Origin of the sequence: Klebsiella sp. LY, assembly GCF_004010915.1 — a bacterium.
In the GTDB taxonomy this organism is placed as follows: Bacteria; Pseudomonadota; Gammaproteobacteria; order Enterobacterales; family Enterobacteriaceae; genus Klebsiella; species Klebsiella quasipneumoniae.
Map to the genome: position 1 here is coordinate 903,346 of NZ_CP022444.1, position 21,641 is coordinate 924,986.

Annotated in this window: 18 protein-coding genes and 1 pseudogene; 6 read left to right on the forward strand and 13 right to left on the reverse strand. The window is 57.5% G+C overall.

The features are described from left to right. Positions 1-116: 116 nt before the first annotated feature. On the reverse strand, positions 117-704 hold the full coding sequence (locus CE636_RS07185) for a Yip1 family protein (RefSeq protein WP_004201605.1): 588 nt from the start codon (positions 702-704) through the stop codon (positions 117-119). Between the two features lie 153 nt (positions 705-857). On the opposite strand from CE636_RS07185, the gene CE636_RS07190 reads away from it, so the two are divergent. Continuing rightward, positions 858-1,427 (forward strand): DedA family protein, encoded by a 570-nt coding sequence (locus CE636_RS07190; protein ID WP_017899334.1) that lies wholly within the window; start codon positions 858-860, stop codon positions 1,425-1,427. A gap of 33 nt (positions 1,428-1,460) precedes the next feature. On the opposite strand, the gene mdtQ is transcribed toward CE636_RS07190, so the two are convergent. Continuing rightward, positions 1,461-2,900, reverse strand: coding sequence for a multidrug resistance outer membrane protein MdtQ (gene mdtQ, locus CE636_RS07195; protein ID WP_017899333.1), 1,440 nt, complete (start codon positions 2,898-2,900; stop codon positions 1,461-1,463). Positions 2,901-3,028: 128 nt separating this feature from the next. Here mdtQ and CE636_RS07200 point away from each other — a divergent pair, with 128 nt between their 5' ends. Continuing rightward, positions 3,029-3,763, forward strand: a complete 735-nt coding sequence (locus tag CE636_RS07200) for a class I SAM-dependent methyltransferase (protein ID WP_017899332.1) — start codon at positions 3,029-3,031, stop codon at positions 3,761-3,763. 33 nt (positions 3,764-3,796) lie between these two features. Here the strand turns inward: CE636_RS07200 and CE636_RS07205 are convergent, their stop codons facing one another. From CE636_RS07205 to dusC, 5 genes and pseudogenes are all read right to left on the reverse strand, one after another. Then, positions 3,797-5,191 carry a glycoside hydrolase family 1 protein gene (locus CE636_RS07205; protein WP_017899331.1) on the reverse strand — a complete coding sequence of 465 codons (1,395 nt, stop codon included), beginning with the start codon at positions 5,189-5,191 and terminating at the stop codon, positions 3,797-3,799. A 15-nt stretch (positions 5,192-5,206) separates the two neighbouring features. Further along, positions 5,207-7,178: pseudogene (gene bglF, locus CE636_RS07210) on the reverse strand (PTS beta-glucoside transporter subunit IIABC). A 28-nt stretch (positions 7,179-7,206) separates the two neighbouring features. Next, positions 7,207-8,040: a transcriptional antiterminator BglG gene (bglG, locus tag CE636_RS07215; protein WP_004201616.1), complete on the reverse strand. Its 834-nt coding sequence runs from the start codon at positions 8,038-8,040 to the stop codon at positions 7,207-7,209. Positions 8,041-8,195: 155 nt separating this feature from the next. After that, the gene (locus CE636_RS07220) at positions 8,196-9,560 is read right to left on the reverse strand and encodes a carbohydrate porin (RefSeq protein ID WP_017899329.1); all 1,365 of its coding nucleotides are present in this window, start codon (positions 9,558-9,560) and stop codon (positions 8,196-8,198) included. Positions 9,561-9,916: 356 nt separating this feature from the next. Then, on the reverse strand, positions 9,917-10,849 hold the full coding sequence (gene dusC / locus CE636_RS07225) for a tRNA dihydrouridine(16) synthase DusC (RefSeq protein ID WP_004201619.1): 933 nt from the start codon (positions 10,847-10,849) through the stop codon (positions 9,917-9,919). A 357-nt stretch (positions 10,850-11,206) separates the two neighbouring features. Between dusC and CE636_RS07230 the strand changes: the two genes are divergently transcribed. The 4 genes from CE636_RS07230 (at position 11,207) to sanA (ending at position 14,301) form a co-directional block, all read left to right on the forward strand. Then, entirely contained in the window at positions 11,207-11,611 is a 405-nt protein-coding gene (locus CE636_RS07230; protein WP_004201620.1) for a CidA/LrgA family protein, read from the forward strand. Further along, complete coding sequence (locus CE636_RS07235; RefSeq protein ID WP_004201621.1) at positions 11,601-12,296, forward strand: CidB/LrgB family autolysis modulator; 696 nt, start codon at positions 11,601-11,603, stop codon at positions 12,294-12,296. Before CE636_RS07230 ends, CE636_RS07235 begins: the two co-directional genes overlap by 11 nt. Before the next feature lie 128 nt (positions 12,297-12,424). Next, positions 12,425-13,309, forward strand: coding sequence for a cytidine deaminase (gene cdd / locus CE636_RS07240; protein ID WP_017899328.1), 885 nt, complete (start codon positions 12,425-12,427; stop codon positions 13,307-13,309). Positions 13,310-13,584: 275 nt separating this feature from the next. Next, positions 13,585-14,301 (forward strand): outer membrane permeability protein SanA, encoded by a 717-nt coding sequence (gene sanA, locus CE636_RS07245; RefSeq protein ID WP_004201624.1) that lies wholly within the window; start codon positions 13,585-13,587, stop codon positions 14,299-14,301. Between the two features lie 70 nt (positions 14,302-14,371). Here the strand turns inward: sanA and mglC are convergent, their stop codons facing one another. The 6 genes from mglC to folE all read right to left on the reverse strand — a co-directional run bounded on the left by mglC (position 14,372) and on the right by folE (position 21,350). Further along, positions 14,372-15,382, reverse strand: a complete 1,011-nt coding sequence (mglC, locus tag CE636_RS07250) for a galactose/methyl galactoside ABC transporter permease MglC (protein WP_002912871.1) — start codon at positions 15,380-15,382, stop codon at positions 14,372-14,374. A gap of 15 nt (positions 15,383-15,397) precedes the next feature. Further along, the gene (gene mglA, locus CE636_RS07255) at positions 15,398-16,918 is read right to left on the reverse strand and encodes a galactose/methyl galactoside ABC transporter ATP-binding protein MglA (RefSeq protein ID WP_004201625.1); all 1,521 of its coding nucleotides are present in this window, start codon (positions 16,916-16,918) and stop codon (positions 15,398-15,400) included. A 118-nt stretch (positions 16,919-17,036) separates the two neighbouring features. Next, positions 17,037-18,035 carry a galactose/glucose ABC transporter substrate-binding protein MglB gene (gene mglB / locus CE636_RS07260; RefSeq protein ID WP_004201626.1) on the reverse strand — a complete coding sequence of 333 codons (999 nt, stop codon included), beginning with the start codon at positions 18,033-18,035 and terminating at the stop codon, positions 17,037-17,039. Positions 18,036-18,330: 295 nt separating this feature from the next. Further along, the gene (gene galS, locus CE636_RS07265) at positions 18,331-19,353 is read right to left on the reverse strand and encodes an HTH-type transcriptional regulator GalS (protein ID WP_017899327.1); all 1,023 of its coding nucleotides are present in this window, start codon (positions 19,351-19,353) and stop codon (positions 18,331-18,333) included. Between the two features lie 155 nt (positions 19,354-19,508). Continuing rightward, the gene (yeiB, locus tag CE636_RS07270) at positions 19,509-20,666 is read right to left on the reverse strand and encodes a DUF418 domain-containing protein YeiB (protein WP_017899326.1); all 1,158 of its coding nucleotides are present in this window, start codon (positions 20,664-20,666) and stop codon (positions 19,509-19,511) included. A gap of 15 nt (positions 20,667-20,681) precedes the next feature. Continuing rightward, positions 20,682-21,350: a GTP cyclohydrolase I FolE gene (folE, locus tag CE636_RS07275; protein ID WP_004201633.1), complete on the reverse strand. Its 669-nt coding sequence runs from the start codon at positions 21,348-21,350 to the stop codon at positions 20,682-20,684. Between the last annotated feature and the right edge of the window lie 291 nt (positions 21,351-21,641).

The window sequence follows — 21,641 nt, forward strand, 5'->3', positions numbered from 1 at the left end:
AACGCCATCATACCGCGCTGTAAGGCCCTGTGCCTAATAAGAATCGTGAAGAAATGCTGCATTGCCGACATAAAATACATATTTGCCGGCAATGCATATTGACCCGTTACGTCCGATCAGAAGAGTCGGTAGCCATACCCCCACAGCACCACGGTGATCGCCAGCAGGACTTCGAGCACCAGCACCCCGATGGCCAGGGTTGAGCTGGCGAAACTGAGCCCCTCTTCCCGGTTAATGCTCAGGAAGGTCGGGATCCCGAGATAGAGCAGATAGCCAGTATAGAACAGGGCAATGGTACCGATCAGCGCGCATAGCCAGACCAGCGGATAGAGCGCCACAATCCCGCTCAGGAACAGCGGTGTGGCCACATAGCCGGCAAATACCATGCAGCGTTTCAGGGAAGGCTGCTGTGGATACTGCCTGGCCATCCACCAGATGACCCGCCCCATGATCGCCACCCCGGCGAGCATCACGGCATAAAACAGCACCGCCAGCGCCAGCCCGGTCAACATCGACAGTTTAATAATAGTGCCGTCGCCGAAGTTCCAGCCCAACTGCGTGGTGCCGATAAAGGCGCAAACCACCGGAACCGCCGCCATCAGCAGCACATGGTGCGTATAGTGATGAGAAATGGTTTCATTCTCGCTCTTAATCACGCTCATCTCCCGGTTGGGATGAGCGAAGAGCCCCCAGACATGGTTCATAGCGTCCCCCTTGTCACGGCTTCGTACTGCACTGATTCAAGTATAATTCACCCTGCAGATTATTTTGTGTACAGCGCAAAAAATCTGCTTCGCCGCGTTTTGGTCAGCAGGGTGTATGATTAAGAGGTGATGAGGTAAGGAGAAAAGCTGTTTATGGATATCAATCACCTGATTTCCCAGTATGGCTACGCGGCGCTGATCGTCGGCAGCATGGCGGAAGGTGAGACCATTACCCTGCTGGGCGGCGTCGCAGCGCATCAGGGGCTACTGAAGTTTCCCCTGGTGGTGATCGCCGTCGCCCTCGGCGGGATGATTGGCGATCAGCTGCTCTATCTGCTTGGTCGCCGCTTCGGCGGGCGCATTCTGCGCCGTTTCGCCAGCCAGAAGGCGCGGATCCGGAAAGCGCAGCGCATGATCCAGCACCGGCCGTGGCTGTTTGTCATCGGCACCCGCTTTATGTACGGCTTCCGGGTGATCGGCCCCCTGCTGATCGGCGCCAGCCGCCTGCCGCCGCGCATTTTCCTGCCGCTGAATATTGTCGGAGCGCTGGTGTGGGCCCTGCTGTTTACTACCATAGGCTATCTTGGCGGCGAGGTGGTCGGCCCGTGGCTGCACCATCTGGACGCCCATCTTAAGCATTGGATCTGGCTGATCCTCGCGGTGGTGGTGGTCGTGGCCGCCCACTGGTGGCTCAGGCGGCGCGAGAGTAAGAAGAAAGACTGAGCGGCGCGCCCGCGGGCGCACCGTGGTTGGCGGTTACTTCACCGTCTGATGGTAGCCGCCGCCAAGGGCCGAGGTCAGCTGAATGCTGGCGTCAATCCACTGGCCGTGCAGGCGCAAGGCGGTGATACGCTCCTGCAGCGCCGGGAGTTTCGCCAGGCTCACCCTGGAGCCGGGCAGGATCCCCGCCGCCATTCGGGCCTGCGCCAGATCCACCACCCGCTGGGCGTCTTTTTCAACCTGCTGCTGCTGTTGGCTTTTGGCCATCAGCGTCTCAACCTGGCTGGCGGTTTTCGCCACCTGGTTGACGGCGTCCACCACCGCTTTGTTGTATTGGGCGATGGACAGGCTGTTCTGCGCGCTGGCGATATCCAGATTAGCATTGAGACGACCGCTGTCGAAGATCGGCAGCGTCAGTCCGGCGGTGACGCCCATCTGCTGCGCCGAATGGCGGAAAAGATCGCTTAAGTGCAGGGCATCCTGCTGCAGGAAAGCCATCAGGTTGATGTCCGGATAAAACGCCGCCTTCGCCGCGTCCACTTCGCTCAGCGACGCCTCGATATACCAGTGAGCGACCTGCAGATCCGGGCGGCGCGCCAGCAGCTCATAGCCGAGGGTATCCGGCAGCTGCGCGCTGACCGTCGGCAGGCTGGCGGGTTTGAGGTTTAGCGACTGGCTCTGGCTGTTGGTCAGGGCCATCAGCCGCGCTTCAATCTCTTTCATCGTGCCCGCCACGTCCGCCAGCTGCTGGTCGGTTTTGCTGACGTTAATATCGTTCTCCGCCCCTTCGGCGGAGTTGGTGATCCCGCGCTGATACAGGGCCTTGTCGACCGTCACGATATTATTTTGCTCGTTTTTCACCTGCTGCAGCACCGCTTTGATCGCCGCTTCCGTCTGCCACTGCCAGTACAGGCGCGCCACGCTGCCGGAGAGCAGCTCGCGGGTCTGGGCCTGCTCGGCCACCTGGGCTTTCAGCTCGCCGATGCGCGCTTTCACCTGCGCGCGGTTTTTGCCCCACAGATCGAGATCCCAGCCGGCAGTCAGGCCGAAGGTGCCATTGGTGTACCACGGGCCGGTATTGCCGTCGGTATCGGTGGCGAACGGCCCCATCAGGCCTTCAGCGGACATTTTCTGCCGTTCGATATCGGCGGAGAAATCCATCTCCGGGCCAAGATTCGCCTGCGACATTCGCGCCTGCGCTTCAGCAAGCCTGATGCGCTGTTCGGCAATCTGCATGTCCGGCGCGTTGGCGAGTGCGCGCTGAATCAGATTATCCAGTTGGGCATCGTGGTAGTCTTTCCACCAGTCGGTGTGTGGCCAGCCATTTTTGACGGCGGCGGGAAGATCCATGGAAACGTGGGAAGCCGGAATTTGCTGCTGCGGCGGATTAGCGACCTCATGAGAAGGCGCGCAGCCAGCCAGCGCGATGGCCAGGGGCAACGCCGCCAGCACGCTATTTTTTAATATCAATTTCATTTAACAGGTCAGATAACATAATCAGGTTGGTTATCATAAATTAATTGAATTAAACGCGTTTAGTAAAGCGTGTGACTAAATTATTAGTTAGCTAAAAATAAACAACCTTATCAATTCAAGGGATGAATATGAGTCAGAATATTTATGACGACCCGCAGTTCTTTGCCGGCTATGCGACCCTCGATCGCTCGGTGAAGGGACTGGAGGGTGCACCAGAGTGGCCATCGCTGCAGGCAATGCTGCCGCCAGTAACCGGTTTGCGGGTGGTGGATCTCGGTTGTGGCTACGGCTGGTTTTGCCGCTGGGCGCAGCAGCAGGGAGCCAGCCAGATAATTGGTTTTGATATCTCCCGACGTATGCTGGCGCAGGCGCGAGAGATGACCCGCGGGGATGAGATTGACTACCGCTGCGCCGATCTGCAAACCCTGACGTTGCCCGCCAACAGCTGCGATCTGGTTTACAGCTCACTGGCGCTCCATTACTTACCAGACATCGCCCCGCTCTTCACCGTCCTGCAGCAGGCGCTGGTCCCTGGCGGCATCCTGGTCTTTTCCGCGGAACATCCCATCTATACCGCGCCGCTGCAGCAGGGATGGCAGGTAAATGAGCAGGGGCAAAAAAGCTGGCCGGTCAGCCACTATCAGCAGGAGGGCGAGCGCGTAAGCAACTGGTTTGCCGAGGGCGTCATTAAACAGCACCGCAAACTCTCAAGCTGGGTAAACGCGCTTATCGCCGCTGGTTTTGTGCTGGAGCAGCTGGATGAGTGGGGTCCGAGCGCCGAACAGATTGCTCAACAGCCTGCCCTGGATGAAGAGAAAGAGCGTCCGATGATCTTTTTACTGCGCGCGCGTAAACCGGGCTGATCCCTCGCCCGGCGATGGCCGGGCGGGGAAGCATTACGCTTTCAGGCTGGCGCCGCGGCTGGCAATCACCTCTTTATACCAGTCAAAGCTCTTCTTCTTACTGCGTGCCAGGGTGCCGGTGCCGTCATCATGGCGGTCAACATAGATAAAGCCGTAGCGCTTCGACAGCTCCGCCTTCGAGGCGCTCACCAGGTCAATCGGCCCCCAGCTGGTAAAGCCCATCAGCTCAACGCCATCGTCAATGGCTTCCCGCGCCTGCACCAGGTGGTCGTTCAGGTAGCTGATGCGGTAGTCATCATTAATGCTGCCGTCGGCTTCCACCTTATCTTTGGCGCCCAGACCGTTTTCCACGATAAACAGCGGCTTCTGATAGCGATCCCACAGCACGTTCAGCAGCGTACGCAGGCCGAGGGGGTCTATCTGCCAGCCCCACTCCGAGCTCGCCAGGTGCGGGTTCGGCACCATGCTAAGTATATTGCCGCGCGCCTGCTGGTTCAGCGCCTCATCGGCGGTGACGCACCCGGTCATGTAGTAGCTGAAGGAGATAAAATCGACGGTGGTTTTCAGCGTTTCGCGATCGGCCTCGGTGATGTCGAGCGTGATGCCGTTGTCGCGGAAAAAGCGCTGCATATAGCCCGGGTACGCCCCGCGCGCCTGCACGTCGCCGAAGAACTGCCAGCTGCGGTTCTCCTGCAGCGTCTCAAACACATCTTCCGGTTTGCAGCTCAGGGGATACATCAGCCCGCCGAGCAGCATATTGCCGATTTTGCCCTCGGGCACCAGCTCATGACAGGCTTTGACCGCCAGAGCGCTGGCCACCAGCTGGTGATGAATGGCCTGATACACCTCGCCATTGCTGCTGCCGGCCGGCAGGCCGACGCCGGTCAGCGGGGCATGCAGCGACATATTGATTTCGTTAAAGGTCAGCCACAGTTTGACTTTGTTTTTATAACGGCTGAACACCGTCCGGGCGTAGCGCTCAAAGAAGCCAATCACCTGCCGGCTGCCCCAGCCGCCGTAATTTTTCACCAGCGCCCATGGCATTTCATAATGCGACAGCGTCACCAGCGGAGTGATGTTGTGCTTCGCCATCTCGTCGAACAATTTGTCGTAGAAGGCGAGTCCGGCTTCGTTCGGCTCGGCGTCGTCGCCGTTGGGGTAAATTCGCGTCCAGGCGATGGAGACCCGCAGGCAGTTAAAGCCCATCTCAGCGAACAGGGCGATATCTTCCGGGTAGCGATGGTAAAAATCGATCGCCACATCCTTTATGCCGCTGTCGCCGGGTACGCGCTCGACCACTTCGCCGAAGACGCCGTGCGGCTGCACATCGGAGGTGGATAACCCTTTGCCATCTTCCAGGTACGCCCCTTCCACCTGATTCGCCGCGGTCGCGCCGCCCCATAAAAAATCTGTCGGGAATGTTTTCATCTCTCTCTCCTGTGATTAATGGCTGACTGACAACAACGGCTGACCGGCTTCGACGGCGCTGGGCGCCACCGTGTCGATCTCACGATAGTCATCGCTGTTGCTGATAATAATCGGGGTCGCCAGGTCGTAACCGGCGTCCAGAATCGCCTGACGATCGAACTCAATCAGCAGATCGCCGGCCTGTACCCTGTCGCCCTCTTTCACATGCGCGGTAAACGGCACGCCGTCGAGTTTGACCGTGTCGATGCCAACGTGGATCAGCAGCTCGATGCCGCTGTCGCTCTGCAGGCCGATGGCGTGTTTAGTCTGAAACAGGGAAGCCACTTCGCCCGGGAATGGGGCAATGACTTTTCCCACCGCCGGGATAATGGCGACTCCTCTCCCCAGCAGGCCGCTGGCGAAGGTGCTGTCCGGCACCTGATCGAGGGCGATGACGCTGCCGCTCATCGGCGCCAGGATGTCATTTGCCGAGACCGGCGCTACCGCCACGGCGCCCGGCGCGGCGCTGGCGCGCGGCAGGCCGGCGAAGAAAGTTAAACCACAGGAGATAATCAACGCCGCGAAGATACCCACTACGCCGCCCCAAACGGTGCTATCAAGCCCTTGGGGCGGGATCATTTGTGCGACAGTAAAAATGTTCCCGAAGCCGAATGAATAGACGTGAGCGTTGCTGAAGCCCACAATCGCGCCGCCAATGGCGCCCGCCACGCAGCCGAAGATAAATGGCCGGCGCAGCGGCAATGTTAAGCCATAGATAGCCGGCTCGGTAATGCCGAAGATGCCCGCTGAAAACGCAGAGCCGGCCAGCACTTTCTGGCGGGCGTCGCGGGTTTTCAGCAAAATACCCAGCACCGCGCCGACCTGTCCCATCACGGCCGGCAACAGCATGGGCAGCATGGAATCATGGCCAAGCACCGTCAGATTGTTAATCATCAGCGGAATCAGCCCCCAATGCAGGCCGAAGATCACACAAACCTGCCACAGCGCGCCCATCGCCGCTCCCGCCAGCCACGGCGCCACCGCGTAGATAATCTGATACCCCTGGGCCAACAGATGACTGAGCCAGGTCGCCAGAGGACCAATCAGCAGAAACGTCAGCGGAACCACAACGGCGAGACAAATCGCCGGGGTAAAAAAGTTTTTCATCGATGACGGCAGCAGCGCGTTGCTCTTGCGCTCCAGCCAGCAGCAGACCCATGAAGCGAGAATAATCGGGATCACCGATGAGCTGTAATTGATAAAGGTCACCGGGATGCCGAGAAAGTGCTCCACCGCCGCGCCCGGCGCCTGGCTGGCCTCAAAGGCCTGAATCATCAGCGGGTGGGTTAACGCTCCACCGATCACCATTGAAACAAACGGGTTACCGCCAAATTTTTTACCGGCGGTGTAACCGAGAAACAGCGGGAAGAAAAAGAACAGCGCGTCGCTGGCGGCAAACCAGATTTTATAGGTTCCCTGTTGCGGGGTCAGCCAACCGCAGACGACCGCCAGCGCCAGCATTCCTTTGAGGATACCAGAGGCTGCCAGCACGCCGATAAACGGCGTGAATATCCCCGACACGACATCGATGATCTGCCCCAGCAGCGACCCTTTTTCAACGCTTTCCGCCGTCGGCTCGCTGTCATCGCTCAGCCCAGCCTCCTGGCGCACCGCCTGCCAGACGTCGTGGACGTGGTTGCCAATCACCACCTGAAACTGGCCGCCGCTCTCCACCACCATAATGACGCCCGGATTCGCCTTCAGCCCTTCGGCATCGGCATTGCCGTTATCTTTCAGTTTAAAACGCAGACGTGTCGCACAGTGAACCAGACTCACAATGTTCTCTTTGCCGCCGACGCGGTTGAGAATATCCTGCGCGAGTGCTTTATATTCCATGCTCTTTTCCTTACTGCCGCTGCCCGCAGACAACCGGCGACTGAGTAGTAAAAATAAAAAAAACCCGAGAACCACGCCGGTAGGCGTCGCGCTCAGGTTTTGCCTGCATCATGCAGTAACAATCCAGTTTGTCGGGAGACTTAGCGTCCCTCTTTTCTTACCCGTTCAATATGAATGGCAAGAAACATAATTTCTTCGGTGGTCAGCGCCCGCTGATACTGCTTTTGCAGATGCGTCGCCACCGTTTCCGCACACTTCCACGCTTTGGCGTAGTTGTCTTTCACCGCGCTGTGCAGCGAGACGTCGTCATCTTCCACCACCGTGCGGGTCAGCATCCGCTGAGCGAAAAACTTCAGGTGGGTGACGAAACGCTGATAGCTCAGCGACTCCTCGTCGTAGTTCAGCTGCAGCTGATACTTCACCAGCTGCAGGATCTCCTGCATCACCCGGGTCACGTGCATGACCTCCGGCATTTCGCTGTTGAGCTGCGCCGTCACCAGATGCAGGGCGATAAATCCGGCTTCATCCTCCGCCAGCGCCACGCCGAGCCTTTTGGCAATGATGGCCCTTGCCTCCTGGCCCAGCGCGAACTCCTTCGGATAGAGCCGCTTGATCTCCCACAGCAGTACGTTACGCAGCGCGATGCCCTTTTTTTGCCGCTCGATAGCAAAGTGACAGTGATCCGTTAACGTGATGTACAAACTTTCCTGTAACTTGCCCAACCGCCCGCGTGCCAGGTCGATAATGCGATCGCAGGTAGTCATCACTTCTAACGGAATCTGACTGAGTAACTCACCCAGACGGCCTACCAGTTCATCGCTTTGTAAGGCGAAGACTTTTTCAATTTTGCTGTCGTCCAGCGCGTCGCCCGGGCGTTTCTGAAAGGCCAGCCCTCGCCCCATCACCACCTGTTCGCGCTGGTGATCGTCAAGAACCACCACCACATTGTTATTGAGTACTTTGGCGATTTGCATATTGACCCCAGAAACAAAAAAACCTGACCCCCGACGAAACGCCAGGTAATCAGGTTTTGCCTGCCGCAGCAGTTGCAATCCAACGGCAGCACTGTAACAACTTCTGCTGCGCGCTCAACCTGACAAGTGAAAAAACGTGATAAAGATCGCGACTATCAGAAGGTCACGACGGTTTTCCACTCCACCACCCACGCGTCCTGGGTCTGCGCAACGCCGCCCGGACGGTGCCAGTACTGCAGGCCCGGTTGCAGCTCCAGCCAGGAGACCGGGCGGAAGCGATAATAGAGTTCGCCATTCAGCGAGTGGCCTACCACCGGCAGCCAGGCCGGATCGTTATAGTCGGTGGCGCCGCTGAGCTGGTTCATATAGCGCTGATTGCGCGCGTAGTGGCTGCTCATGTCGATCCACGTCAGGCCGAAGCCGATCCAGTCCTCCGGACGGGCGTCAAACAGCCCGCGGTAGCGCAGTGAGGCGGCGACGGCGGAGTGGATATAGTTGCTGCGCTGGTCGCTGAGGCTGCCGCTCAGCGAGACGCTCATTCCCCGCAGCGGATCGTCGGCATGGCGGGTAATCTGCTGGTTCAGGCCAGCGTACATAAACCAGGTGCTGTCGTGCTCGGCGTAGCCTTGCGGGTCCGTCGCCCCGGCGCCGCCAGATTTGCCGCTATAGAGGTCGCTTTGCGGCGCGTTAGTCCAGACCACACCGAGGTTATAGGCCCCCGGAAGGCCATTAATCAGCGGGCGGGTTTCGATCTCCATTGGCAGTAAAATGCCTTTGCTGCCCTTCGTCGACCAGCTCCAGGCGTGGCTGCGCGAGGCGGCCTGCGGGTTCTGCTCCATCACCCCGCCTTTGAGGGTGACCGTCGGCGTCAGCTTGTACTCGAGGGTGGTGCCCCAGGTGTGGATATTCCAGTTATTCCACGTCAGCGAGTTGGCCGATTTGCCGCCGCACTGGGTCAGCAGCTGGAAATCGCAGGGAATGATTTGGTCGAAGGTTTGCACCTTGTTCATCATGCCGATACGCCAGGTCAGGCGACGGTCGTCAAAGCTGCGGGCGAAGGTCAGCCAGCCGAGACGGGTGATCGACCCGCCGCCCCAGCTCTCCTGCGACAGATCGTTAAAGCTGACCCGCGGATCCTGCAGCCGTTTCGTGGTGAGGTTATCATCATGGTTGCGGTTGACGATATTACCCTCAAGCCGCGCGTCCGGTATGCCGGTCCAGCGCTCCAGATCCTGGGTAAAGGTCAATGACACCTGGTCAATATAGGCCAGATGTTTATCATGGTTATAGCCGCCGCCGGCGTTGTAGGCCATCTCGTTAAGATAGCCAAGATTATAATGAAAGCCGTTCTCTTCAAGGATGGGACGAATGCCCAGCATATCGCCCAGCAGCCCTGGTTGTCCGGCTTCAAACCCCAGCACGCTGCCGTTCCACGCCGGGGTTTGCGCCGCGTTCACGGCGGGCGCCATAGTCGCCAGCGCCGCGCCGATAAAAAGCTGATTTATTTTTTTGTTATACATTGTGATCTCCACCGTGACTGAATAAAAACAAAGGGGATCCCCAGGCTATTTATTTACCTGTTTTCTTTTTTAAAAAATGAATGGCAAGGGGCGTCCTTCGGTAATAAAACCGCGACCGAGCCAGAGAAAAGATTAATTACAACCGCTTGTTTTACGTCATCATTTACCCACCGTTAAATTTTTGCCAAAAAAAAACCTAAGCACTTGCCGCCACGCATGACGGAAGTGCTTAGGTTTTGCCTGTGTTCAGTAGCAATCCTGAATTGATTGACGGCACATTATCACTTTATTCAACACATGCCTATCATCAATAGGCATGCAAGTAATAATATGTGAAGCGAATAACAATATGGCGCTTAATAGCGGGCGATCGCCGCCGCTATTTCAGCAGAGGTTTGCAGGGCGCGAATTTCATTAAACAGCGTCAGCGCCTCGGTATATTCCTTGCGTAAATAGCCCAGCCACTGCTTAATTCTCGCCACATGATACAGGCCGGTATCGCCCTGCTTTTCCAGACGGGTATATTTTTGCAACAGCTGAACCACCTGCGGCCACGGCATGCGCGGTTCGTTGTATTTGATCACCCGGCTGAGGTTCGGCACGTTGAGCGCCCCGCGGCCAATCATCACCGAATCGCAGCCGGTGACGGCCATACAGTCCTGCGCGCTTTGCCAGTCCCAGATCTCGCCGTTGGCGACCACCGGAATAGTCAGACGCTGGCGGATCTCGCCGATGGCCTGCCAGTTGATGCGCTCTGCTTTGTAGCCATCTTCTTTGGTGCGGCCATGGACCACCAGCTCGCTGGCCCCTGCCTGCTGCACCGCGTCGGCGATTTCAAAGCGCCTTTCGCCGCTATCCCAGCCGAGACGCACCTTGACGGTCACCGGTAAATCCGCAGGGACCGCTTCGCGCATGGCTTTGGCGCCGCGATAGATCAGCTCTGGATCTTTCAGTAGCGTCGCCCCACCGCCGCTGCCGTTCACCAGCTTCGACGGACAGCCGCAGTTTAAATCAACGCCCCACGAACCCAGCGCCACCGCGCGGGCGGCGTTTTCCGCCAGCCACTCGGGATATTGTCCCAGCAGCTGGACGCGCACGCGGGTACCGGACGGGGTACGGCTTTGATGATGCAGTTCCGGGCACAGCCTGTAGAACGATTTGACCGGCAGCAGTTGGTCCACCACGCGCAGAAATTCGGTGATGCACAGATCGTAATCGTTAACCTCGGTCAGCAGCTCGCGCACCAGCGAATCGAGCACGCCTTCCATCGGCGCCAGTAGTACACGCATATCGTTACCCGGAAAAAAAAGAGGCGCTATGGTAGCGCCTCCGGGCGTTGGTTGAAAGCGCTCAATGCGTCCGACCCGGCGCACTCCGGTCCCCGGACGCCCGAGGCGGCAAAACGGCGAGATAATCTCTATGCTTTACAGGGGCCTGTGGCGTCTCATTTACCTTTATTTGCCGCGCCTCGTCCAGCAAGGTAGCGTGGGGAGAGAAACCGTCTAAGCCGCAAGGCTTCGGACTCTGACGGGCGAGACGATGGTTCCCGTAAGCTATCAGCGCTATGCATAGAATTCATGATGTGATCGGTAGCACATTTTAGGGATTAATTGTATGATGAATGCACTTCATCAAGGGTTATTACCATGAGTAAATCGCTGACTATTATCTGGCAGTACCTGCGGGCTTTCGTCCTGATTTACGCCTGCTTGTACGCCGGAATATTTATCGCCGGGCTGCTGCCCATCACCATCCCCGGCAGCATCATCGGCATGCTGATCCTCTTCGTGCTGCTGGCGCTGCAAATTATGCCGCCGCAGTGGGTCAACCCCGGCTGCAATATCCTGATCCGCTATATGGCGCTCCTGTTCGTGCCGATCGGCGTCGGCGTGATGCAGTACTGGGATCTGCTACGCGCCCAGCTTGGGCCTGTCGTTATCTCCTGCGCCATCAGCACGCTGGTGGTGTTTGTGGTGGTGAGCTGGAGTTCCCATCTGGTGCATGGCGAACGTAAAGTGATTGGGCAAAAGGAAAAGAAAAATGATGCATGAAATCTGGTGGTCGCTACCGCTTACCCTGATCGTCTTTTTCCTCGCTCGCAAACTGGCGGCCCGCTTCAAATTCCCGCTGCTCAACCCGCTGCTGGTGGCGATGGTGGTGATCATTCCCTTTCTGCTGCTGACCGGGATCTCCTATGAACGTTATTTTGCCGGCAGCAAGATCCTGAACGATCTGCTGCAGCCGGCGGTGGTCGCGCTGGCCTTCCCGCTATATGAACAGCTGCACCAGATCCGCGCGCGCTGGAAATCGATCATCACCATCTGCTTTATCGGCAGCTGCGTGGCGATGATCACCGGTACCACCGTGGCCCTGCTGATGGGCGCCACGCCGCAAATCGCCGCCTCTGTTCTGCCCAAATCGGTGACCACGCCGATTGCGATGGCGGTGAGCGGCAGTATCGGCGGCATCCCGGCCATCAGCGCCGTGTGCGTGATTTTTGTCGGTATCCTTGGCGCGGTATTCGGCCATACGCTGCTCAACCTGATGCGTATTCGCACCAAAGCATCGCGTGGCCTGTCGATGGGCACCGCCTCGCACGCCCTCGGTACCGCCCGCTGTGCGGAACTGGACTATCAGGAAGGAGCGTTCAGCTCGCTGGCGCTGGTGCTGTGCGGGATCATCACCTCGTTGATGGCGCCATTTTTATTCCCACTGATCCTCGCGGTGGTGGGATAAATTGTGATTCAAGTCACATTTATTAATGCAACAATGAAAAGTTGCATTAGCAATGGGATGTAAATCACATTTGAAACCCCTTGACGCCCGTACACTGGTTCCCCATTACACTGTTATGAGGCAACGCTATGCACTCACGTTTTCAAGCTGCTTTGACGACTCTGGCAGCAGACCTGCAGGCGGCCATCTCCCCGATGCTCGCCGACCCGCACTTCCCGGCGCTGCTCGAAGCCGATCAGGTGGCGACGCTGCAACAGGCGACAGGTCTGGACGAAGACGCGCTGGCCTTTGCGCTACTGCCGCTGGCCGCCGCCTGCGCGCGCGCCGACCTTTCTCACTTTAACGTCGGGGCTATCGCCCGCGGCGTCAGCGGCCGCTGGTACTTTGGCGGCAACATGGAGTTTCTCGGCGCCACCATGCAGCAGACCGTCCATGCGGAGCAGAGCGCCATCAGCCACGCCTGGCTGCGCGGTGAAACCTCCCTGCGCGCTATCACGGTGAACTACACGCCGTGCGGCCATTGCCGTCAGTTTATGAACGAACTGAACAGCGGACTGGCGCTGCGCATTCATCTGCCCGGTCGCGAAGCCCACTCTCTGCAGCACTATCTGCCGGATGCCTTCGGCCCGAAAGACCTGGAGATCAAAACCCTGCTGATGGACCACCAGGACCACGGCTTCCCGGTCAGCGGCGATGCCCTGACGCAGGCGGCGATTGAGGCCGCTAACCGCTGCCATGCGCCGTACAGCCATTCGCCTTCCGGCGTGGCGCTGGAGCTGAAAGATGGCACCCTTTTCAGCGGCAGCTATGCGGAAAACGCGGCGTTCAACCCGACGCTGCCGCCGCTGCAGGGGGCGCTGAATCTTCTCAGCCTCAACGGCTATGATTATCCGGACATCCAGCGGGCGATCCTGGCGGAGAAAGCCGATGCGGCGCTGATTCAGTGGGACGCCACCGTCGCCACCCTGAAGGCGCTGGGCTGCCACAATATCGAGCGCGTGCTGTTAGGTTAATCCGCCTGCGCAGACGGCCGGATGGCGTCTTCGGCTTATCCGGCCTACCTTTTATACCCTTAGGTGTCGGGTGGCGCTACGCTTACCCGACCTACGGTTCGCGCCATGGCGAGCTGAAGACCCCTATGCCGGGTGTCGGCTCACGCCTTACCCGGCCTGCGTTCGGCGATCTGTCTATATTGCTGAAAATCCCCGCAATCAAACGCGGGTTTCTTGCGCTTACCCGGCGGGTAAAGTAGCCTGAAGACTCCGTTGTCTATTATTGAGCCAAGTTCATGTTAAAGCGTGTGTTCTACAGCCTGTTAGTCCTGCTCGGCCTGCTGCTGTTGACCGTGCTGGGTCTTGACCGTTGGATGAGCTGGAAAACCGCGCCCTATATCTATGACGAGCTGCAGGACCTCCCCTACCGCCAGGTCGGCGTGGTGCTGGGCACCGCTAAATACTACCGCACCGGCGTCATCAATCAGTATTACCGCTACCGCATCCAGGGCGCGCTGAACGCCTACAACAGCGGCAAGGTCAACTATCTGCTGCTGAGCGGCGATAATGCTCTGCAAAGCTACAATGAACCGATGACCATGCGCCGAGACCTGATTAAAGGCGGCGTCGATCCGGCGGATATCGTGCTGGACTATGCCGGTTTCCGCACGCTTGACTCGATCGTCCGCACCCGCAAAGTGTTCGACACCAACGACTTCATTATCATCACCCAGCGCTTCCACTGCGAACGGGCGCTGTTTATCGCCCTGCATATGGGGATCCAGGCCCAGTGCTACGCGGTGCCGTCGCCGAAGGATATGTGGAGCGTGCGGCTGCGCGAATTCGGCGCCCGCTTCGGCGCGCTGGCGGACCTCTACATTTTCAAACGGGAACCGCGCTTCCTTGGCCCTTTAATCCCGATTCCGGCGCAGCAGCACGACGTGCCGGATGACGCCCAGTCCTACCCGGCGGTCACGCCGGAGCAGCTGCTGGAGCTGCAGAAAGAAAAGTAGCCTCCATCATCGCATCCGTTTCAGGTATAAAAAAACCCGCGCCAGGCGCGGGTTTTTACTCAGGCATAAATTACTTCTTACGGGCGTATTTCAGGGAATCCAGCGCCACGGCGAAGATAATGATCGCCCCCTTAATGATGTACTGCCAGTAAGGGTTGACGCCAATGTAGGTCAGGCCGTAGTTGATCACGGTGAAGATAATTACCCCTGTCACCACGCCGAATACGGTCCCTACCCCGCCGCTGAACGATACACCGCCCACCACGCAGGCGGCGATGGCGTCCAGTTCGTACATAAAGCCGAGGTTATTGGTCGCCGAGCCGATACGACCGGCTTCCAGCAGGCCGCCGAAGGCGTAGAACACCCCGGAGAGGGCATAGATCATCAGCAGGTTCAACGCCACGTTAACCCCGGAGACTTTCGCCGCTTCCGGGTTACCGCCGATAGCGAAAATGTTTTTGCCAAAGCGCGTCTTGTTCCACAGGATCCAGACAAAGAAGACGGCAATCAGCGCGTAGAAGGTGATATAGGACAGGCGGAACGAGCCCAGCGCCACAAACCCCTGCGCGAAATGGGAGAAGTGACTGTCGAAGCCGGAGATCGGCGACGCGCCCACGAAATCGTAGTACAGCGAGTTGATGCCGTAGACGATGATCATGGTCCCGAGGGTGGTAATAAACGGCGTCACGTTCAGATAGGCAATGACGATCCCGTTAATCAGGCCGATGACCGCCCCGATGGCGCATACCAGCAGGATGACCAGTGGGATCGGCATGGTCGCCATATCCGGGAACACCTTGTTGGCATTATCCACCGCCTGCAGCATGGTCGCGGCAATCACCGCCGCCAGTCCCACCTGACGGCCGGCGGAGAGGTCCGTGCCCTGCGTGACGATAAGCCCGGCCACGCCGAGGGCAATAATAATACGCACCGAGGACTGGGTCAGAATATTACTCAGGTTGAGCAGACTTAAAAATGTCGGATCCTGGAAAATAATAATGGCCAACAGGACCAGAAGGACGACATATATCCCACCCTCTTTCAGGTAAGTGAGAAAACTCTTTTTATTTAACGCACTCATGTGAAGCCCCTGATCTTAAAGGTGCAATGACGCAAGACGCAGTATTTCGTTTTGCGTGGTGGTTTTAGTCTCAACAATGCCCGCGACCAGGCCGTTGCTCATTACCAGAATGCGGTCGGTAATCCCCAGCAGTTCCGGCATTTCGGAAGAAATAATAATGATCCCTTTATCTTTTTTAGCCAGCTCGGCAATCAGCTGATAGATCTCGAATTTGGCACCGACGTCGATACCGCGCGTCGGCTCGTCCAGCATCAGGATCTCCGGCTGGGTCAGCAGCCAGCGGCCAATAATGACCTTTTGCTGGTTACCACCGGAAAGCGAACCAATCTGCGTATGCTGGCCGGGGGTTTTAACGCGCATGGAGTCAATCACCCATTGGGTATCGCTCTTCATCCGCGAGTTATCCAGCAAGCCGACGCTGTTTTTATATTTCTTAATATTGGAGATCAGCGAGTTAAAACCGATGTCCAGATAGGCGTAAATTCCGGTGGAGCGCCGCTCCTCGGTTACCAGCGCAAAACCGTGGTTAATCGCCTCATTGGCGCTGTGGTTGTTGATCTTCTTCCCGTGCAGGGTAATGGTGCCGCTGGCCTTCTCACGGATCCCGAACAGGGTCTCCACGATGTCGGTACGCTTCGCGCCCACCAGACCGGCGATACCGAGAATTTCGCCCTTATGCAGGTCGAAGGAGACATCGCGAATGGAGGGCTGGCGCAGGGAGGTGAGATTGCGCACCTGGAGGATGACTTCCCCCGGGGTGTTTTCACGATCCGGGAAGCGCTGATTGAGCGAACGCCCGACCATCATGGCGATGATCTTGTCCATATCCAGCCCTTCCAGCGGCTGGGTAGCGATCCACTGGCCGTCGCGCAGGATGGTAATTTCATCGCACAGCTGGAAAATCTCTTCCATTTTGTGCGAGATATAGACGATACCGCAGCCGCGATCTTTCAGCTTGCGGATGATCTTGAACAGATGGTTGACCTCTTTCTCCGTCAGCGATGACGTCGGCTCGTCCATGATGACGATTTTGGCGTCATAGGAAAACGCCTTCGCGATCTCAATCATCTGCATCTGAGATACCGATAAAGTCCCGACGCGGGCGCGCGGATCGATATCAATATCCAGCTCATCAAAAATAGCCTTGGTATCCCGGTACATTTTGTCCTGATCGACAAACATGCCTTTGGTGGGATAGCGGCCGAGCCACATGTTGTCCATGACCGAACGCTGTAAGACCAGGTTTAATTCCTGATGCACCATCGAAATACCGTTTTCCAGGGCTTCTTTCGCCGAATGGAAATCGATCTCTTTTCCCTGAAAAAGAATGCTGCCGGAATCTTTTTGATAGATCCCAAAAAGGCATTTTAATAATGTCGATTTTCCGGCGCCGTTCTCACCCATTAACGCATGAATGGAGTGCGGACGAACCTTCAGGTTGACATTATCAAGAGCCTTGACGCCAGGAAACGATTTGTTGATGTTGGTCATCTCCAACAAATATTCGCCTGACCGTTCGCTATTATTGCTGACCATAGTTATACCTGGCTGCGTTCATGCACGCCCCGTCCGGCGCAATAACGCCAGCAGGAGTCTGGTTCTGTATCAGGAATAATCGGGCGTGGATAACCCACGCCCGCAACTCACATCACGATTATTTGCCGGTAAACTGGCTCAGGTTGTCTTTATCGACCCCCACGTAGGGGACGCGAACAATCTTGTTGTCAATTTTCCAGTTGGTGCCTGCCGCCGCCTCTTTTCCGTCGGCAAGGTTTTTCGCCAGCTCGAAGGTCGCTTTCGCCTGGTTGTTAGCATCGTTCAGCACGGTACCGGCCATCGCGCCGGATTTCACCAGCGCCAGGGCTTCCGGCAGGGCGTCAACGCCGAACACCGGAATGCTGCTCTTGTTGTGCGCTTTCAGCGCTTCAACCGCACCCATCGCCATGGCGTCATTGTTGGCGATCACCACTTCAATCTTGTTCGCATTCGGGCCGGAGAGCCAGGCGTCCATTTTGTCTTTCGCCTGGGCGGTATCCCACATAGCGGTGTCCATCTGCAGCTGCTGGGTCTTCAGACCTTTATCGTTCAGCTCTTTGATAACGTAGGTGGTACGCGCTTCCGCATCCGGATGGCCCGGTTCGCCTTTCAGCAGGACGTACTGGATCTGGCCGTCTTTATTCAGATCCCAGTTCGGGTTTGCTTTCCAGTGCTTGGCGATCAGATCGCCCTGAATAATCCCGGACTCTTTCGAGTCGGTACCGACGTAGTAAGCCTTGTCATAACTATCCAGCGCTTTACGGGAAGGCTCTTTGTTGAAGAACACCACCGGAATATTCTGCCCGCGCGCTTTTTCGATGACCGTTCCCGCCGCAGCCGGGTCAACCAGGTTGATCGCCAGGGCTTTCACGCCTTTCGCCAGCAGCACGTCAATCTGATCGTTTTGTTTCGACTGGTCGTTCTGCGAGTCATTCATCAGCAGCTGGACGTCAGGCGCGGATTTGCCATCTTTTTCAATCGCCTTACGCACCACCGACATAAAGTTGTCGTCATATTTATAAATCGTCACGCCGATACGGGTATCTGCTGCGTGTGCTGCGGCGCCAAATAACAGACCAGCCATTACAGCAGAGAGGGTAAACACCTTCTTATTCATGGAATCTCCGGTTTTATTATGCAGGGTCATTTTTGTGAAAAGTGCGGGCGGGACTTGTTGCATTAGTGTTACCGCACAACGCATTTCACGACGAAAATTCGGTCTTCCGTGTCGGGTAACGCTCCAGGAAAATACGGATCTAATACTCGTTTAACGCCTTGTTCCTAATAGTAAAAGTGAGGATTTCCCCTCACCTTGTGGTTCAGACTGGTAAACGCTGCCATCATAATCAGGCGAATGTTAATATACTGTGAATTTACTCACAAATTGAAAGCGGTTACATCCCGCTGCCGCTTCAGTTAGTGATCGGCCCCACAGTTTGCCGCTGGGCAACGGAGTGACGGCGCACCAGGGTCGGCATAAAGCAGTGCGTCGCCTCGCGATCCAGCTTGCCGGCCGCCCCCAGCAGCGCCAGCTCGGTGGCCAGCTTCGCCATCGACATCACCGGATAGCGCACGGTGGTCAGTTGAGGATCGGTGTAACGGGAAATAGGAATATCATCAAAGCCAATCAGCGATAGATGCTGCGGCACGACAATGCCGTTATCCTTTAGCGTTGTCAGCGCGCCGGCCGCCATGCTGTCGTTATAGGCGAACACGGCGGTGAGGCCGAGATTCCGCCCCAGCAGTTCGACCATCGCCGCTTCGCCGCCCTGCATGTCCGGGGAGCCGGACCCGACCCAGCTGTCCGGGGCGATGATGCCCTGCTCCTGCAGCGCTTTGCTCCACCCTTCCCGGCGCATATCGTCGTCTTCAATGCCGTGATTTGAGGAGAGATAGCCGATGCGCTGGTGGCCGTGATTGAGCAGCATGCGGGTAGCCATTAGCGCGCCGCTGACGTTGTCGAGACCCACGCAGCGATGGGCAAAGCCCGGCACGATGCGGTTGATCAGCACCATCCCCGGGATATGTTGCATAAAGTCGCTCAGTTCAGCATCGCTGAGCGCTTTCGAATGGACGATCAGCGCCGAGCAGCGCTGGCGGATCAGCACCTCGATGGCGTGGCGCTCTTTTTCCGCCTCGTGATAGCTGTTGCCGATCAGCACATACTTCTGATGCTGCTGGGCGACGGTATCCACCGCTTTCACCAGCGCGCCGAAGAAGGCATCGGAGACGTCCATCACCACCACGCCGATGGTATCGCTGACCTGGGTGGCCAGCGCCTGGGCATTGGCGTTTGGCCGGTAGCCCAGCTGGGTCACCGCTTTCATCACGACGTCGCGCGTATCCGGACTCACCAGCGCGCTGTTGTTCAGCACCCGCGACACGGTGGCCACGGATACGCCCGCCTGGCGGGCGACATCACGAATGGTGATCATACTCAGCGACCTTAAGAGAATTACAGCACGTCACATTCACCTCCTGTGCTCAGCAAGGAGGCTATTCTGGCAGCGACCCGCGGTCCGCTACGTGAGTGAGGTCACACGGCTGGAAACGTTTACATCCGTTTTGTTAATGATTGTGATCGAGATCGTTATCTGGATGTGTCTTTCAATGATGTCCCTGACGCACGCAGGGTTAACTGACGCCACAGCCATTCCACCGGCCCCTGGCGGAAGCGGCGCAGCCAGAGTGATGACAGAAGGAGGTTTACGGCCCAGATGGGGGGAACAAAGGCCAGCAGCTGCAGACGATCGAAGCGCATAAACAGCCCGAGATGATAAAACAGGGTGGTGCAGATCAGGGTCTGCAGCAAATAGTTGGTCAGCGCCATGCGTCCAACGCAGGCGATAGCCCCCACCAGGCGGAAACGGCAGAGCTGCGGCCAGTAGCCCCAGGCCAGCGAGGCATAGCCGATAGCCTGCAGCGGGGCGCTCAGTTCACGCGGCGCCTGCAGTAAAAACGCGCACCAGCGATAGTCCCAGGCCAGATACCACTGGGCGACAATGGCCGGCACATTCACCGCCATCCCGGCCGCCACCAGCAGCACGCCGGTGCGCCGATAGTGACGCTGGCTGAACTGCCCTTTCAGCCAGCCGCTGCGCATCAGCGCCGCGCCTATCAGCATCATCCCCGCCAGCTGCCAGCCATACTGCGCGCCGAGCGCCAACAGATTGTCCGACAGCATATCCGCCCGGTTGCTGACCGCCTCCATGCCGCCGTGCAGCTTCCAGTACTGCTCATACTGCAGATTGGCCGCGTCCGGTACCCAGGAGCGATTCGCGGCCGTCCCCGAGATAATCCCCAGCAGGACCAGCACCGCAATGCCGGTGAGGTAGAGCACCACCCCAGTGTTGAACAGCGATTTGACATGCTGCGCCTCGCGCACCATGCGCCAGCTCACCAGCCCCACCAGGGCGTAGGCCAGCAGAATGTCGCCATCCCAGAAGAAAAGACCGTGAATGAAACCAAGCAGCGCCAGCAGGGTCAGGCGCGACTGGATCCAGCGTTTTCCGCGGGGGAGCAGAAGCTGCAGACCGGCGCCAAACAGCAGCGCGAACAGGGTGAGAAATTTCACCTGCGCCAGCAGGTCGAGAAGCGCCCATGTCCAGGTATCGCTGAGGGTCGCGCTTCCTGACCAGGCCGGATTGAGGTAAGCGGCCTTCGGCAAGCCGAAGGCGCTGATATTGAGAAGCAGGATACCGAGGATGGCGACGCCGCGGACAAAGTCCAGCGTGACATTTCTCTCCATGTACCCTGCTCCGTTTTAGCTGTGGTGACGTACTGCGCGCAGGAATTCCTGGCGGGTATTCTGGCTGGATTTGAACAGGCCACCGAGGGAGGTGGTGGTAGTGGCGCTGGTCGCGTCGCGGATGCCGCGCGCTTTCACGCAGTAATGCACCGCGTCAATGGATACCGCCACGTTGCTGGTGCCGAGCAGCGTCTGCAGCGCAATCAGGATCTGCTGCGTCAGACGCTCCTGGACCTGCGGACGCTGGGCGAAAAACTGCACGATACGGTTGATTTTCGACAGGCCGATCACCGAATCTTTCGGGATATAGGCTACCGTCGCTTTACCATCGATGGTGACGAAATGGTGTTCACAGGTGCTGGTCAGGGTGATATCGCGTACAGTGACCATTTCATCGACCTTCATTTTGTTTTCAATGACGGTGATTTTCGGGAAGCGAGAATAATCCAGTCCGGAGAAGATCTCATCGACATACATTTTGGCGATGCGATGCGGGGTCTCCATCAGACTGTCATCACTCAGATCCAGATTCAGCAGTTGCATAATCTCGGTCATATGACCGGTAATCAAACGCTTGCGTGTTTCGTTATCAATTTCTTGTACTGGCGCACGCATCGGCGTCTCCAGCCCACGAGCGACCAGCGCTTCATGAACGAGGACGGCTTCTTTACTCAGTGATGACATTTGGGTTTCTCCTGCAGGTGTGGCGCTCTTTGCTTTTTCTGGGGGCAAAGTTTGTATTCATTGTGCGTGAGGCGGCGCACAGAATCCAGTAGCCGTAACGATAATTATTGAAATTGGCGCTGCCTTTTATTAAGGCGCGAAGTCTCGCCTCAAGCGCGGCGCCAAATCCCTACCGCCGAATCCGGAATGATCCAACCGCTGTACGCATCCATAAGCGCCATCGCTACACCGGCATGTTGGCTATAAGTTGCATTAATGATGCAGTAAGTTCTCAAAAGGAGAAAGTGAAAG